Annotated in this window: 16 protein-coding genes; 7 read left to right on the top strand and 9 right to left on the bottom strand. The window is 65.9% G+C overall.

Annotated elements, in window-relative coordinates; genetic code table 11:
- Positions 1-191: 191 nt before the first annotated feature.
- A complete protein-coding gene (locus tag VNM24_01450) occupies positions 192-884 on the top strand; it encodes a transposase (protein HWQ37265.1) in 693 nt (230 codons plus the stop codon).
- A 28-nt stretch (positions 885-912) separates the two neighbouring features.
- On the opposite strand, the gene VNM24_01445 is transcribed toward VNM24_01450, so the two are convergent.
- The 5 genes from VNM24_01445 to VNM24_01425 all read right to left on the bottom strand — a co-directional run bounded on the left by VNM24_01445 (position 913) and on the right by VNM24_01425 (position 8,151).
- A complete protein-coding gene (locus VNM24_01445; protein ID HWQ37264.1) occupies positions 913-2,103 on the bottom strand; it encodes an MFS transporter in 1,191 nt (396 codons plus the stop codon).
- 446 nt (positions 2,104-2,549) lie between these two features.
- Entirely contained in the window at positions 2,550-5,339 is a 2,790-nt protein-coding gene (locus VNM24_01440; GenBank protein HWQ37263.1) for a valine--tRNA ligase, read from the bottom strand.
- Between the two features lie 348 nt (positions 5,340-5,687).
- Positions 5,688-6,062: a hypothetical protein gene (locus tag VNM24_01435; protein HWQ37262.1), complete on the bottom strand. Its 375-nt coding sequence runs from the start codon at positions 6,060-6,062 to the stop codon at positions 5,688-5,690.
- A 9-nt stretch (positions 6,063-6,071) separates the two neighbouring features.
- Positions 6,072-6,500: a DNA polymerase III subunit chi gene (locus VNM24_01430; GenBank protein HWQ37261.1), complete on the bottom strand. Its 429-nt coding sequence runs from the start codon at positions 6,498-6,500 to the stop codon at positions 6,072-6,074.
- A 166-nt stretch (positions 6,501-6,666) separates the two neighbouring features.
- Positions 6,667-8,151, bottom strand: coding sequence for a leucyl aminopeptidase (locus VNM24_01425; GenBank protein ID HWQ37260.1), 1,485 nt, complete (start codon positions 8,149-8,151; stop codon positions 6,667-6,669).
- Positions 8,152-8,228: 77 nt separating this feature from the next.
- Here VNM24_01425 and lptF point away from each other — a divergent pair, with 77 nt between their 5' ends.
- Together lptF and lptG are read left to right on the top strand one after the other, a co-directional pair.
- Positions 8,229-9,308: an LPS export ABC transporter permease LptF gene (lptF, locus tag VNM24_01420; GenBank protein ID HWQ37259.1), complete on the top strand. Its 1,080-nt coding sequence runs from the start codon at positions 8,229-8,231 to the stop codon at positions 9,306-9,308.
- Positions 9,305-10,381 carry an LPS export ABC transporter permease LptG gene (gene lptG / locus VNM24_01415; GenBank protein ID HWQ37258.1) on the top strand — a complete coding sequence of 359 codons (1,077 nt, stop codon included), beginning with the start codon at positions 9,305-9,307 and terminating at the stop codon, positions 10,379-10,381. The genes lptF and lptG overlap by 4 nt, the downstream gene beginning before the upstream one ends.
- A 65-nt stretch (positions 10,382-10,446) precedes the next feature.
- Here lptG and VNM24_01410 read toward each other — a convergent pair whose 3' ends face one another.
- From VNM24_01410 to VNM24_01395, 4 genes are read right to left on the bottom strand one after another with little or no spacing between them, the layout of a single operon-like run.
- On the bottom strand, positions 10,447-10,869 hold the full coding sequence (locus tag VNM24_01410; protein HWQ37257.1) for an RDD family protein: 423 nt from the start codon (positions 10,867-10,869) through the stop codon (positions 10,447-10,449).
- 5 nt (positions 10,870-10,874) lie between these two features.
- Entirely contained in the window at positions 10,875-11,318 is a 444-nt protein-coding gene (locus VNM24_01405) for a DUF3106 domain-containing protein (GenBank protein HWQ37256.1), read from the bottom strand.
- Entirely contained in the window at positions 11,285-11,665 is a 381-nt protein-coding gene (locus tag VNM24_01400) for a DUF3619 family protein (protein ID HWQ37255.1), read from the bottom strand. The genes VNM24_01405 and VNM24_01400 overlap by 34 nt, the downstream gene beginning before the upstream one ends.
- Positions 11,662-12,222, bottom strand: coding sequence for an RNA polymerase sigma factor (locus VNM24_01395; protein HWQ37254.1), 561 nt, complete (start codon positions 12,220-12,222; stop codon positions 11,662-11,664). The genes VNM24_01400 and VNM24_01395 overlap by 4 nt, the downstream gene beginning before the upstream one ends.
- Before the next feature lie 116 nt (positions 12,223-12,338).
- Between VNM24_01395 and VNM24_01390 the strand changes: the two genes are divergently transcribed.
- From VNM24_01390 to VNM24_01375, 4 genes are all read left to right on the top strand, one after another.
- Positions 12,339-12,905 (top strand): YqgE/AlgH family protein, encoded by a 567-nt coding sequence (locus tag VNM24_01390; GenBank protein HWQ37253.1) that lies wholly within the window; start codon positions 12,339-12,341, stop codon positions 12,903-12,905.
- A gap of 35 nt (positions 12,906-12,940) precedes the next feature.
- Complete coding sequence (gene ruvX, locus VNM24_01385; GenBank protein HWQ37252.1) at positions 12,941-13,423, top strand: Holliday junction resolvase RuvX; 483 nt, start codon at positions 12,941-12,943, stop codon at positions 13,421-13,423.
- Entirely contained in the window at positions 13,395-13,922 is a 528-nt protein-coding gene (pyrR, locus tag VNM24_01380) for a bifunctional pyr operon transcriptional regulator/uracil phosphoribosyltransferase PyrR (GenBank protein ID HWQ37251.1), read from the top strand. The genes ruvX and pyrR overlap by 29 nt, the downstream gene beginning before the upstream one ends.
- On the top strand, positions 13,919-14,845 hold a 927-nt coding region (locus VNM24_01375), incomplete at its 3' end, for an aspartate carbamoyltransferase catalytic subunit (GenBank protein HWQ37250.1). The genes pyrR and VNM24_01375, both read left to right, overlap by 4 nt.

The following is a 14,845-nucleotide window of genomic DNA, read 5'->3' as shown; positions in this document are numbered from 1 at the left end:
CATGGCGGGCTCTCCTTCGCAGTTTGGTCGCTACGAAAGAGACACTAAACCTGCCATGCATGTCTTGTTTTTGCGCGCACACTAACGTCTAACGCCCTGAACAGCAAACTGTATTTGAGGGGAGACCTCAGAGTCTGACCCGATTTATCTGCAAGATTCCCCGAAAATGCGCACAAAGAAAGGCACCGCTCATGGCCCGCCTGCCGCGCTTCTTCGCAGAAGGTCAGCCGCTGCACATCATCCAGCGCGGCAACAACCGCGACCGCATCTTCGCAGCGGAACCCGATTACCTGTTTTTCCTGGACTGTCTTGAGCGCGCCGCAAGGGAGCATGACCTGGCCATCCATGCCTATGTGCTGATGACCAACCACGTGCATTTGCTGGCCAGCCCGTCGCATGAGGAAAGTGCGCCCAGGACGCTCCAGTCGCTGGGCCGGCGCTATGTGCAGTACTTCAACTACACCTACCGGCGCACCGGCACGCTCTGGGAAGGCCGCTACCGCGCCACGGTGATCGACGCCGAAGTCTATCTTCTGACCTGCATGCGCTATATCGAGTTGAATCCGGTGCGCGCCAACATGGTCGAACACCCTGGCGACTACCCCTGGTCCAGTTACCGGGGCAATGCGCTGGGGGCGAACGATTCGCTGCTGAGTGCCCACGAGCTTTATCGCCGCCTGGGCCGTTCGGCGGAAGAGCGTCGATCGAGCTATCGACAGCTTTTCCGCTCGCAACTGTCCAACGCTGACGTTGAGGCGATCCGGGAGGCGACAAACAAGGCATGGGCCTTGGGGACGAAGCGCTTTCAGGCGAAAGTCGAGGCGCTCAGCCACAGGCGGGCCGCGCCGCGGCCAAGAGGACGGCCGGCAGGAAAGGACGCTTAAATCGAGTCTGACCCTATTTCAGACTATTTCAGATCTTCCGTAGCCGTCCGCCGAGAAGCACCCCGGAGAGAAAGCAGCAAGCCCCGAAGGAGATCGCGGTCGCCGGCGCACCGACCTGACTGGCGAGCGCGCCGGCGGCGAGTCCGCCCAGCGGCATGACGCCGAGAAACGCCGCGGCATAGAAGCTCACGATCCGGCCGCGCTTGGCGTCCGGCACCATGGACTGCAGGATCATGTTGCTGGAGGCGGCGGTGACGATGATGCCGAAGCCCACGCAGGCCATCAGCGGCAGCGCCAGCCAGAACTGGCTCGTCAGACCCACCGCCGCGAGCGCCAGCCCGGCCATCGCGCTCGTGAACACGAGCCGACGCGAAAGCGCCGCGGGGTTGCCGCGGGCGGCGAGATAGCCGGTACCGGCCACCGCGCCGAGGCCCGCCGCTCCCACCAGAAATCCGAGGGTGTCCGATCCCCCGCCGAAGATGTCCTTGGCGAACACCGGCATGAGCACCATGTACGACGACGCGAAGAACGCGGTCGAAGCGACGATGGCCAGAAGATACCGGATCGTCTTCTCGTGCCAGGCGTAGGCCGCGGCTTCCTTCAGCGCCGCCGCGTAGCCGGCGATTGGCCCGATGGAAGCGCGTTTCGGCGCCGGCAGCGTGCGGGCGACCCAGAGCACCGCGAGGTAGGACAGGGCATTGAGCGCGAAGCACGTACCTTCGCTCACGAACAGCAGCGCCACTCCGGCGATCGAAGGACCGACCAGGCGCGCGGCGTTCATCAGGAAAGAGTTCAACGCGATCGCGTTCGGAAGGTCCTCCCGGTCCGCGAGCATCTCGACGAACAGCGAATGCCGGACCGGCGCGTCGAGCCCCATCGCGATCCCGTAGAGGATCGCGAGCGTCACGATGTGCCAGGGTTGAATCAGGCCGCTCAGCGTCAGCGCGGCGAGCAGCGCCGCCTGCACCGCCGCCAGGCTCTGCGTGAAGATCAGCAGCCGCCGCCGGTCGAAGCGGTCCGCGAGCAAGCCCGAGATCGGCGCGATGACCAGGATCGGGCCCTGGTTGGCGAAGGTGACCACTCCGAGCAGAAACGCCGAGCCGGTGGTGCGGTAGACCAGCCAAGCCAGCGCGATCTGCTGCAGCCAGGTGCCGAGAATCGAGATCGCCTGGCTCACGAAGAACCGCCTGAAGTTCCGGTGCGCTAGCGCTCTAAACACACGAACGAAGCACCAAGGACACCAAGGGCACCAAGAAAACCGGATTCGGAGAACTAAAGGACAAGTCGGCGGACGCCCTCTTTGAAGAGCCGCACATTGAAATTCATGAGCAATCCCACTCGACAGTGAGAAAGCTTGAGGTACGTGAGGAGCTGAGCTTCGTGAATAGGTTGGAACCGATCTATCGCCTTGAGCTCCTGTACGGGATGCTGCCGGGCGAACTTCAGACCCCGGAGTAAAAGTTCGCGACAAAGGCAGGACTCGTAGACCGACTCGAGCAACCCGGGCCCGAGGGCTCTGGGGACCTTGAACCCAGCATCGACAATCTGCCTGGCAGTCGCATCCAGTTCCGGGCTGATTGGATGAGGCACGCCTTCCCCATCTGAGAGCGGGGGTTCTTGTTGCGTCATGATTCTCTTGGTGCCCTTGGTGGTTCGCTTGTGGCCTTAGCGCAGACGGGCGAGCTGGTCGCGGATCTTTTCGAGGGTGGTGGTGAAGTTCGCGAGGCGCAGCCGTTCCTGCTCGACGACGGCGGCCGGGGCGCGCTCGACGAACGACGTGTTGCCGAGCTTGGCCTTTGCCTTGCCGATCTCTGCCTCCAGCCGTGCCACTTCCTTGCCCAGCCGCTCGCGCTCGGCGGCGACGTCGACTTCGATCTTGAGCATGAGCTTGAAGTCGCCGACCACCGAGACCGGCGCCTCGGCCCTGGGCAGATCGCCTTCCACGTGGATCACCTCGGAAAGCCGCGCGAGCGACTGCAGATAGGCCGCGCGGCGCGTCACGGCGGCCGTGTCGCCCGCGATGAGCAGCGGCACGCGCTCGGCGGGACCGATGTTCATTTCCGTGCGCAGCGCGCGACAGGCGGTGACGAGCGCCTTCAGCTCGGCAATTTCCTTCTCTGCCGCCTCGTCGATCCGCGCCGGATCGCTCTTCGGATAAGGCGCCAGCATGACGGTCTTGCCGGACTTGCCGGCGAGCGGCGCCACCTTCTGCCACAGCTCTTCGGTGATGAAGGGGATGATCGGATGGGCCAGGCGCAGGATCGCCTCGAGCACGCGCAGCAGCGTGCGCCGGGTGGCGCGCTGCATCGCCTCGCCTCCGTATTGCAACTGGACCTTCGCCAGCTCGACGTACCAGTCGCAGTACTCGTTCCACACCAGTTCGTAGAGCGTTCGCGCCACGTTGTCGAAACGGTATTCGGCGAAGCCGCGCTCCACCTCCGCTTCCGCCCGCTGCAACTGGCTCACGATCCACAGATCGGCAGCGGTCGGCGCCGGCGGTTCCGATTCGTCGAGACCCACGTCGCGTCCCTCGCAGTTCATCAGCACGAAGCGGGTCGCATTCCACAGCTTGTTGCAGAAATTGCGGTAGCCCTCGCAGCGGTTGAGGTCGAAATTGAGCGTGCGCGAGAAGGTCGCGAGCGAAGTGAACGTGAAACGCAGGGCGTCGGCCCCGAACGCGGGGATCCCGTCGGGGAAGTTCTTGCGGAGGTACTTCTCGATCTTCGCCTTGTGATCGGCGCGCAGCAGTCCCACCGTGGACTTCTCGATCAGCTCGGGCAGGGTGATGCCGTCGATCAGGTCGATCGGGTCGAGCGTGTTGCCCTTGGACTTGGACATCTTCTGTCCTTCGGCGTCGCGCACGATGGCGTTGATGTACACGTCCCGGAACGGCACCTTGCCGGTGAAGTGCAGGGTCATCATGATCATCCGGGCGACCCAGAAGAAGATGATGTCGAAGCCGGTGACCAGCACGTTCGAGGGCAGGAAGCGCTCCAGGTCCCGGGTCTTCTGCGGCCAGCCGAGCGAGGTGAAGGGCACCAGCGCGGAGGAGAACCAGGTGTCGAGCACGTCCGGGTCGCGCCTGAGCGGCGCCTCGGGGCCGAGCCGGCCGGCGTGCTTTTCCCGCACTTCGTCTTCGCTGCGGCCGACGTAGACGTTGCCCGCGTCGTCGTACCAGGCGGGGATCTGATGGCCCCACCACAACTGGCGGGAAATGCACCAGTCCTGGATGTTCTCCAGCCAGTGGTTGTAGGTGGCGGTCCAGTGCTCGGGAACGAACCGCACTTCGCCGCGCGCGACAGCCTCGAGCCCGCGTTTGGCGAGTGCCTCCATGCGCACGAACCACTGGTCGGTCAGCATCGGCTCGACCACGACGCCGGTGCGCCCGGAGCGCGGCACCTTGAGCTTGTGCGGCTTCTCCGAGACGAGCAGGCCCAGGGTCTTGAGGTCTTCCAGCACCCGCTTGCGCGCCGCGAAGCGATCCAGCCCGCGGTAAGCGGCCGGGGCACTGTCGTTGATGCGGGCGTCCAGGGTCAGCACGTTGATCAGCGGCAGCTTGTGACGCAGCCCGACCTGGTAGTCGTTGAAGTCGTGCGCCGGGGTGATCTTGACGCAGCCGGTGCCGAACTGCGGGTCGACGTATTCGTCGGCGATGATCGGAATGGTGCGGCCGGTGAGCGGCAGCTCGACGGTCTTTCCGATCAGCGTGCGGTAACGCGCGTCGTCCGGGTGAACAGCCACCGCCACGTCGCCCAGCATGGTCTCCGGCCGGGTGGTGGCGACCACCAGGCCTTCCGTGGAACCGGGAAACGGATAGCGGATCTCCCAGAGCTTGCCGTGCTCCTCCTCGCTGTCGACTTCCAGGTCGGACACCGCGGTGCCGAGCACCGGATCCCAGTTGACCAGCCGCTTGCCGCGGTAGATGAGCCCCTGTTCGTACAGGCGGACGAAAACTTCGAGGACGGCCCGGGACATGCGCGCGTCCATCGTGAAGTAGCCGCCCTTCTGGCCTTCCGTGTCCGCATAGGTCCAGTTCGCCGAGGCGCCGAGGCGGCGCATCTGACGCGTGATGGTGGAGCCCGACTGCTGCTTCCAGCGCCAGACCATCTCGACGAACTGCTCGCGCCCGAGGTCGTGCCGGGTCTTTCCTTCGGCCTCGAGCTGGCGCTCCACCACGATCTGCGTCGCGATCCCCGCGTGGTCGGTGCCGACCACCCAGTTGGCGTCGAACCCGCGCATCCGGTGATAACGGATCAGCGCGTCCATCAGCGTCTGCTGGAACGCATGCCCCATGTGCAGCGTGCCGGTGACGTTGGGCGGCGGAAGCTGGATGCAGTAGGGCGGGCGCGAGGCATCCTCGCTGATGCCGAAGAAACCGCCGGACTCCCAGAACGAGTACCAGCGGTTCTCGATCGCCTTGGGTTCGAAGCTCTTCGCGAGTTCCATGTCAATCAGACCGGAAGAGCGAAACACGAAGGCATGAAGACACGAAGCAACACAGGGAACCGACTGACCTGATGCAAGAGGAGGGTCGGGAATGGCGAAAAAGGCGGCCGCTGCGCGATTGTTCCATGGCCTCTTCGAGTGCTGGCGGCGCCCGGCCCGGGCTCTTTCAGATTCCCGGCCACCAACGAACCGCAGCCGTTGCCCTCGGCCGGCGCGCAGCGCCCGCCGCGGGAGGTGTCTTCGTGCCGTCCGACTCTGGCTGAGTCGAGTTGGTGATGAGGACCATGCCTTTTTTCGTGTCTTCGTGGCTTCGCGTTTCGCTCTGGAGTTGCAGTCAAGGCGGCAGATTATAGCCGCTCACTTCCGGGGCTCCGGCGCTTTCTCCAGATGCCGGCGCGAGATCCACTTGATGGCCGCCTTCATTGTGGCGCCGAGCGCGGCGAGCTGCGCGGCGTGCGCCGGCAGCTCCTGCTGCAAACGGGCGATTTCGCGGCTCAGCGCGCCGGTGAGCCTGTTCTCGACCAGCTCCTCGGGACGTGCCGCCGGTTCGCGTCTCGTCAGATTCGGTCCGGCCACCGCGTCGGTCAGCGTGGGGATGTCGTCCACGGGCGGCGCCGCGCTCTGCGACGTCGGGGCGAGCCCGTCGATCTGGCGATGGCGGTTGATGAGCTGGTCGAGTTTCTCCAGCAGCTCGTCGTCCTCCGGGGAGGCGGGCAGGCGATCCTGGGCCATCGTGTCGTCTCAGGCTTGCCGCGCGCCGAGCGGATGCGTCGTGATCTCGTAGCCCCGGTCGCGGTAGAAGCGGAAGCGCTCGCGCGCCGCGCTGCGATCCGCCTCCTCCAGGCTCACGATCTCGATCAGGCGCCGGAACCGGCTGAAGATCGGCGGCGTCTCGTCGCGCAGGTTGATGAGCACCTGATCGTGCACCAGCGGCTCGGTGAGATGGTCGACGATGATGGGCGTGACGGCGGAGAGCTTGTCGCTTGCACGGCAGTGCGGATAGAAACCGATCGAGGGCACGCTCCACAACATCTTCGATACCTTCTCGGTCAGTTCGGCGCGCGGCGTCAGAATCATCACGCGCATGTTCTTCGCCAGCGCCTTGGCGCAAAGCTGGCAGGCGGTCTGCAGCTTGCTTTCCACGTGCGTGTAGAACAGCACCTCAGTCATTTGCACACGCCGATGTCAAAACGAAACGCGAAGCCACGAAGAAAAACGAACCCGGAATGCGGCTACCTGTCGGAGCGACACCTCTACCATCTTTGCGCAGATCGGCATAGCCCTCATGTCGTCCGCTCGCGATCGCTGCACGCTGCCGCTCGGGCGTCGATTGCATCTACCACCCGGCGCGACTCATCAGGAACTGGGTGAGCAGCGGCACCGGCCGTCCGGTCGAGCCTTTCTCCTTGCCCGAGCGCCAGGCGGTGCCGGCGATGTCCAGGTGCGCCCACTTGAACTTGCCGGCGAAGCGCGACAGGAAGCAGGCGGCGGTCACGCTGCCGGCGGGCCGGCCGCCGATGTTGGCCATGTCCGCGAAGTTGCTCTTCAGTTGTTCCTGATACTCGTCCCAGAGCGGCATGCGCCACGCGCGATCCAGCGCGGTTTCACCGGCAGCCAGCAGCTCCTGCGCCAGGGACTCGTCGTTCGCGAACAGGCCGGTCGCCACATGCCCGAGCGCGATCACGCACGCGCCGGTCAGGGTAGCGATATCGATCACGGCGGCCGGCCGGTAGCGCTCCGCATAGGTCAGCGCGTCGCACAGGATCAGGCGTCCTTCCGCGTCGGTGTTCAGGATCTCGACGGTCTGCCCGGACAGGCTGCGCACGATGTCGCCGGGTCGCGTCGCGTCGCCGCCCGGCATGTTCTCCGTGGCGGGCACGATGCCCACGACATTCAACGGCAGCCGCATTTGCGCGATGGCGTGCATGGTCCCGAGCACGCTGCCGGCGCCCGACATGTCGTACTTCATCTCGTCCATGTCGGCCGCGGGCTTGAGCGATATGCCGCCGGTGTCGAACGTGATGCCCTTGCCGATCAGCACGACCGGCCGATCGGCGCGTCGGCCGCCTCCGTATTCGATCACGATCAGCTTGGGGGGCTGGCGACTGCCCCGGGCGACCGCCAGCAGCGCGCCCATTCCGAGCCGGCGCATCTCCCGCTCGCCCAGGACGTTCACCTTCAGCCGGTGCCTGCGGCCCAGCGCAGCCGCGCGCTGCGCCAGATAGGCCGGCGTGCAGATGTTGGGCGGAAGGTTGCCAAGGTCGCGTGCCAGATTGAGGCCTTCGCCCACGGCCCGGCCGCGCTGCACGGCGGCCTCCATGGCTGCGGAAGGCCGGCTGGAGGCGCCGAAGGTCACATGGCGCAGCGCCCGGGCCTTGCGCGCCTTTTCGGTCTTGAGCTGGTCGAACCGGTAAGTGGTCTCGAGCGCGAGGGTCGCCGCGCTTTGCAGCGCCCACTGCGCGGAGCGCTTCTCGACATCGACCTCGGTCAGATAGAGCGCGGCGTCGCCGACACCGGCCTCGACCATGGCGCGGATCGCGCCGCGCAGGGCATCGCGAAAGTCCTTGGGCGAAACCGGTTGCCGCTCTCCGAAGCCCACCAGCAGCACGCGCGGCGCTTTGACACCCGGCACGTCGTAGAGCATCAGGCTGGCACCCGGTTTGGGCTCGAAACCTTTCTTCAGGACGCCGGCGATGCGCCCGCGCGAGGCGCGGTCGATGCGACTGGCCTCGGGCGAGAGTTTTCCGCCACCGAACACGGCCAGCGCGATGCAGTCGACGGCGGCAGCCTCTGGTTTCGAGCTTTTTATGCTAAAGTCCACACGAACTCCTCAATGATGTTTTCCTTTCAAGCACTTAGGATTATGTCCTCCGGCCCTCCGGAAAGTCAAAGCGCGGCATGATTTTTCACCGAGCGTTGCTGCGGGAGTTCGCCAGTACCGGCGTGGCGACGTTCATCGTCCTGCTGGCGATCACGATCACGACGCAACTGATTCGCTTTCTGGGCTATGCCGCGCGCGGCAACATCTCCACCGATGCGGTGCTCACGTTCCTGGGATTCGCCAGCATCCGCTATCTGCCGATCCTGTTGTCGCTGACCTTGTTCGTGTCGGTGCTGCTGACGCTCACGCGCAGCTATCGCGATTCGGAAATGGTGGTCTGGTTCACTTCGGGGCAGCCGCTCACGGCGTGGATCAGACCGACGCTCATCTTCGCGGCCCCGTTCCTGTTCACGATCGCGTTGCTGTCCCTGCTGCTTTCTCCGTGGGCGACGTCCAAGGCCGAGGAGTATCGGCGGCAACTGGAGAACCGCGACGACCTCGCGGCGATCTCGCCGGGGGTGTTCAAGGAAGCGCGGCACGCCGAGCACGTCTACTTCGTGGAGAAGCTGACGATGGATCTTTCGGTGGTGGCGAACATCTTCGTGCACTCCGAAGAAGACGGAGAGATCGGCACCACGGTCGCCCGCCGCGGCTACCAGGAAACCGCGCCCAACGGCGATCGCTTCCTGGTGCTCATCAACGGCCGGCGCTACGTGGGCCCGCCCGGCTCCGCGGAATACAAGATCGTCGAGTTCGAGAAATACGCCGTGCGCATCGAGGCCAGGGAAGCGACACAGGAAGCGCCATCGATCAAGTCGCGGTCCACCGCCGAGTTGCTGCGCGACACCAGCCCGATCAGCCGGGCGGAGCTGATCTGGCGCGCCGGCCTGCCCATGAGCGCTTTCGTGCTGTGTCTGCTGGCGATCCCCCTTTCCTTCGTCAATCCGCGCGCCGGGCGTTCGCTCAACCTCATCGTGGCCGCGCTGCTCTACATGGTGTACTCCAATCTGCTGTCGATCGTGCAGGCCTGGGTCGCGCAGGAAACACTGCCGCCCTACGCCGGATTCTGGGGCATGCACGCCGCGATGCTGGTGGTGGTGGCGCTGCTGTTCTACTGGCGCCTGTCGGTGTCCCCGCTGTTCTCCCGGCGCAGATGAGAACCATCCGGCGCTACATCGCACGCCAGGTCTTCGCCGCGACCGGCCTGGTGTTCTGCGCGCTGATTCTGCTGTTCGCCTTCTTCGATTTCATCCAGGAACTCTCCGAGCTGGGGCGTGGCAGCTATCGGTTGTCGCTGGCGGGGCTCTACGTGCTGCTCAATCTCCCGGGGCGCGCCTACGAGATTCTCCCGGTCGCCGCGCTCATCGGAACCCTGTTCGCGCTCGCGCAACTGGTCGCGAACTCCGAATACACCGTGATGCGGGTCTCTGGGATGTCGCTGCGCAGCAGCGCCCTGCTGCTGGTGCAGATCGGGGTGGTGCTGTCCGTGCTGACCTTTCTGGTGGGTGAGTTCGTCGCGCCGGCCACCGAGCAGGCGGCGCAGCGGCTGCGGCTGAAAGCCACCTCGACCAGCATCGTGGCGCAGGCCTTCCGCTCGGGCTTGTGGGTCAAGGACGATACCAGTTTCGTGAACGTGACGCGCATCATGCCGGAGACCGTCATCCACGACGTCAAGATCTACGAGTTCGACTCCGAGTACCGGCTGCGCGCGATCAGCCGCGCCGCGCGCGGCGAGTATCAGCGCGAAAACCTGTGGCGGCTGCACGACGTGGTGCAGACCCGCTTCGAAGAGAACCGGACCAGCGTGAACCGCATCCCCGAAGCGTACTGGCGCTCGGTGCTCAATCCGTCGATCCTCAACGTCCTGATGGTGGTACCGGAACAGATGTCCCTGATGGATCTGGCCTCCTACGTGCGGCACCTGCGCGACAACAAACAGGAGACCGCGCGCTACGAGATCGCCCTGTGGCAGAAGGTCATCTACCCGTTCGCGGTGCTGGTCATGATGGTCCTGGCGTTGCCATTCGCCAACTTCCAGGCGCGCGAAGGCGGCGTCAGCGCCAAGATCTTCACCGGCATCATGCTCGGTCTGGGCTTTCACCTGGCCAACCGCCTGTTCGGCCACCTGGGCCTGCTCAACGCGTGGCCGGCCCTCCTGACCGCGCTTCTGCCGACGCTGGTGTTTCTGAGCGCCGCGGTGTGGATGATGGTCCAGGCGGAAAGGCGATGATTGGGTGACTGGGTAACCCGGTGATTGCGGAAAACGCCGCTGCCTTGATCACGCTAATCACCCAATCACCCAATCACAATCCTCGTCCCCGCCAGCCTGTCGTGCAGAAACTGGCGCTCGCGGTCGATCAGCGCCCAGAGCAAGCCGAACCCCAGCCCGGCGCAGGGTACCGCCAGCAGGTAACGAAGCAGCGCCCGGCGCGCGGTCAGCGCGGCGCCGTCGGCGCTTTGCAGCCGAAGCCCCCATGTCTTCATGGCGAGCGTCTGCCCGCTTCTGGTCCAGCAGAACACGAAATAGGCGCCGCACACCGCGAGCAGATAGAACTGGAACAGCAGGCGCGGCACGCCGTGTTGCGCCTCGCGCGCCAGTGCGATGAAGAGATACCCGGCAACGAACAACAGCGCGAAGAGCAGGATCGACTCGTAGGCCAGGCTGGCGAGGCGCCGCCACAGACCGGCCAGCTCGGCGTGGGAAGCGACCGCGCCCACAACGGTCAGTCGATGTCGTCCTCGTCCTGCGGGCGAGCACGCTCGCGCAGCTCGCGCCGCTCCGACTCGGGCAGTTGCTGGTAGCGCTGCCAGCGCTCGTGCAGCGCACGCCGCTCCTCGGGCGACAGCTCCTGCAACCTGCGGTAGCGCTGCCGGGCGGCTTCCCGCTGCGCCGGTGTCAACTGGGCCCAGTCGCGCATGCGCTGCTGGATGCGCTGCTGCCGTTCGGGGGACAGACCGTGATAGCGTTTCGCCACCCCCAGCCAGCGCAGGCGCCGCTCCGCTTCGAGACTGTCCCAGTCCTTCTCGAGCGGCGCGAGAATCTTCTGCTGTTGCGGGGTGAGCTGCGCCCAGGTGGGCGCCGACTGGGCCAGCGCGCTCGCCGGCAGCGCCGTGGCCACGACGAATGCCGCGGCTACTGCTGCTCTTGCGAGGCGTGGCGCAGCCACGTGTCGAACCCGGGATCGGTGTAGGCGTGGATCGGCAGCTCGTCCGCGAGCAGCGCCGTTTCAACGTCGATGCTCTCGTGGTGAGCGGTGATCTGCCAGTAGAGCAGTCCGGCCACCACGGCCACGGCAAGGGCGGCTGGCACCGCCAGGCGCGCCACCAGGCCGTGCCCGGCCAGCCGCTCCAGCCACCCGCTCAGGCCGGCGCCGGTTCCCGCTTTGCGCGCGCGCGCATGCCGCAGCGCGGCCCCCCGGGCGGCGTGCAGCCGCTCGACATCGCGTGCCGGGATGTCTTCCAGGCTTTCGTCGAGATGCCGCACGATCCGCCTGGCGAGATCGTCTTCATTCATGGCGCAATGCCCTTGCTTCTCAGAAAAGCGGCAATGGCGTGAGTGGCCCGCGAGCAGTGCGTCTTGACGCTGCCTTCGGAGCAACCCATGGCCGCCGCCGTTTCCGCCACATCGAATTCTTCCCAGTAACGCAGCAGGAACGCCTGACGTTGACGCGGCGGCAGGGCCTGCAGCGCCTGGCCGATCAGCTCGGCGATCTGGCTGCGCTCCAGACGTTCGGCCGGTCCATCGCAGTTGCCGGCCTCGGTCATCATCGTGTCCAGCGGGTCGTGTTCCTCCCCGGCCTCCGACGGGCGCAGCGAGGACAGGAGGGTAACCCACAGGGAACGGACCTTCTGGCGGCGATAGTAGTCGCGGATCGTGTTCTGAAGGATACGCTGGAACAGCAGCGGCAGCTCGGCAGCCGGTCGGTGATCGTACTTCTGCGCCAATTTCATCATCGAATCCTGGACGATATCCAGCGCCGTGTGCCGATCGCGTACCGCGAACACGGCCTGCTTGTACGCGCGGCGCTCGACTTCGGCAAGGAAGGCCGACAGTTCCTGTTCGGTAGCCAGTGGATTCTGCTCCCTGCGATGCGCGCGGTCCTTGCCAGAGCCGGGCGTATTATACGGGCCGGGTCTGCGCTGGCCGGTCGCGCGCCGCGAGCGCTAGAATACGCGCGGGTGAGCCGATGCAAAGCGTGAATCTGACGAATCACTTCCTGATCGCCATGCCCAACATGGTCGATCCGTATTTCGCGAAGTCGCTGACCTTCATCTGCGAACACAACGAGCAAGGCGCGCTGGGTCTCGTCGTCAACCGCCCGACGGAAATGACCTTGGGTACCCTCTTCGAGCAGGTCGAGATCCCGCTGACCAACGCCGAGCTGGCCCGGCTGCCGGTGTACTTCGGCGGTCCGGTACAGGTCGATCGGGGGTTCGTCCTGCACCGCCCGGTGGGCGGCTGGCAATCGACGTTGCCCGTCAACGGCGAGATCGGTCTCACGACTTCCAGGGACATCCTGCAGGCGCTCAGTCAGGGCGAGGGCCCCACGCTCGGCAACATCCTGGTCTCGCTGGGCTATGCCGGATGGGCACCTGGCCAGCTCGAGCAGGAACTCAAACAGAACGCGTGGCTGACGGTGAAGGCCGATCCCTCGGTGATCTTCGACGTCACGCCGGGCGAGCGGCTGGAGGCCGCGATGAATCTGCTGGGCATCGATCCGGCCAGCCTGTCGGAGGAAGCGGGTCATGCGTAGGCCCGCACTTCCGGGACCTCGCGGGTCCTGAGCCGATGGGAGCGGCTCGGCATCCCGGCGCAGCGCATCCCAGACCCGACGTATCGCAGTTGATCCACAGCACCGTTCTTGCTTTCGACTACGGTGCGCGCCGCATCGGGATGGCGGTGGGCGATACCGCGCTCGGCATCGCCCACCCGGTGGGTGTGATCGAGGCGCGCGCGGCCGCTCGGCGCTGGGAGCGTATTCGCCAGGCCATCACCGAATGGCGACCTGCCTTGCTGGTGGTCGGGTTGCCGGTTCGGGACGACGGTTCGGAGCATGAACTGGCGCCCCGCGTGCGCGATTTCTCGGCGCAGCTCGCCAGACGCTTCGCGCTCGAGGTCAGACTGATCGACGAACGCTACACCTCGGCGGAAGCCGCGTCCCGGCTGAGCGAAGCCGGTGTGCACGGGCGCGCGCAGAAGCGCCACCTGGACGAGCTGGCGGCCGCCGCCATCCTGCAGGCCTATTTCGACCGTGAACGCACCCCTGCCTGACGCCGAGCAACTGCTGGAGACTCTCGCCGCCCAGTTGCGCCCAGCCGTGACCGAGCGAACCGCCCTGATCGGCATTCACACCGGCGGGGTCTGGGTCGCCCAGCGCCTGCACCGGCTTCTCGGCATCGAGCTTCCCCTGGGCACCATCGACATCGCCTTCTACCGCGACGACTACGCGCGCCGTGGCCTGAGCCCGAAGGTTCGTCCGTCGGACATTCCTTTCGACGTCTCCGACTGCGATATCGTGCTGGTCGACGACGTGCTCTATACCGGACGCACGATCCGCGCGGCGCTGAACGAGCTGTTCGACTACGGGCGGCCCGGACGGGTCCGGCTCGCCGCCCTGGTGGACCGCGGCGGGCGGCAACTGCCGATCGCGCCGCAGTTCGTCGGCGCAACCGTCGCGGTGGCCGACGACGAGCAGATCGTGCTGCGGCGCGACGGGAACGGGAAGCTGAGCCTCGCCGTGGAGCGCGGGCCGGGAGGCTCGGCGCGATGAGCGGCAATCCGCAGCTCGGCGCGAAGGGCGAGCTGCGCCATCTGCTGACGATCGAGGGACTGCCGCGCGAGATCCTGCTGCACATCCTCGACACCGCCGCTTCCTTCGTCCCTGTCACCGAGCGCGACATCAAGAAGGTTCCGCTGCTGCGGGGCAAGTCGGTGTTCAATCTCTTCTTCGAGCCCAGCACGCGCACGCGGACCACGTTCGAGATCGCGGCCAAGCGCCTGTCGGCCGACGTCATCAACCTCAACGTGAACGCCTCTTCTCAAAGCAAGGGCGAAACGCTGCTCGACACGGTGGCCAATCTGTCCGCCATGCAGGCCGACATGTTCGTGGTGCGCCATTCCCAGAGCGGGGCGGCGCATCTCATCGCCCGCCACGTGGCGCCCAATATCCACGTCATCAACGCCGGCGACGGCCGCCATGCCCATCCCACCCAGGCGCTGCTCGACATGTTCACGATCCGCCACTACAAGCGCGGTTTCTCCGGGCTGCGCGTGGCGATCGTCGGCGATGTGCTCCATTCGCGGGTAGCGCGCTCGCAGATTCACGCGCTCACCACGCTCGGGGTGAACGAAGTGCGCGTGATCGCGCCGCGCACGCTCCTGCCCAGCCACGTGGCCGAGCTCGGTGTGCACGTCTTCCATGACATGAACCAGGGACTGAAGGACGTCGACGTGGTGATGATGTTGCGGCTGCAGAACGAGCGCATGAACGGCCCGCTGCTGCCCGGTGCGCAGGAATACTTCAAACGCTACGGGTTGACCGCCGAGAAGCTTTCGCTGGCGGCCGCGGACGCGATCGTGATGCACCCCGGGCCGATGAACCGCGGCGTGGAGATCGATTCCAGCGTGGCGGACGGCGGCCAGTCGGTGATCCTTCCCCAGGTCACGTTCGGCATCGCGGTGCGCATGGCGGTC

The organism is Burkholderiales bacterium, from assembly GCA_035560005.1.
Lineage (GTDB): Bacteria > Pseudomonadota > Gammaproteobacteria > Burkholderiales > Eutrophovitaceae > DASRFY01.
This window is presented reverse-complemented; position numbering and strand designations above follow the sequence as displayed.

Excerpts from the sequence above, each read along its gene's own strand:
- VNM24_01450 (HWQ37265.1), top strand. The coding sequence starts at position 192 with ATGGCCCGCCTGCCGCGCTTCTTCGCAGAAGGTCAGCCGCTGCACATC.
- lptF (HWQ37259.1), top strand. The coding sequence starts at position 8,229 with ATGATTTTTCACCGAGCGTTGCTGCGGGAGTTCGCCAGTACCGGCGTG.
- VNM24_01435 (HWQ37262.1), bottom strand. The coding sequence starts at position 6,062 with ATGGCCCAGGATCGCCTGCCCGCCTCCCCGGAGGACGACGAGCTGCTG.
- VNM24_01400 (HWQ37255.1), bottom strand. The coding sequence starts at position 11,665 with ATGAATGAAGACGATCTCGCCAGGCGGATCGTGCGGCATCTCGACGAA.
- VNM24_01430 (HWQ37261.1), bottom strand. The coding sequence starts at position 6,500 with ATGACTGAGGTGCTGTTCTACACGCACGTGGAAAGCAAGCTGCAGACC.
- ruvX (HWQ37252.1), top strand. The coding sequence starts at position 12,941 with ATGGGAGCGGCTCGGCATCCCGGCGCAGCGCATCCCAGACCCGACGTA.
- lptG (HWQ37258.1), top strand. The coding sequence starts at position 9,305 with ATGAGAACCATCCGGCGCTACATCGCACGCCAGGTCTTCGCCGCGACC.
- VNM24_01390 (HWQ37253.1), top strand. The coding sequence starts at position 12,339 with ATGCAAAGCGTGAATCTGACGAATCACTTCCTGATCGCCATGCCCAAC.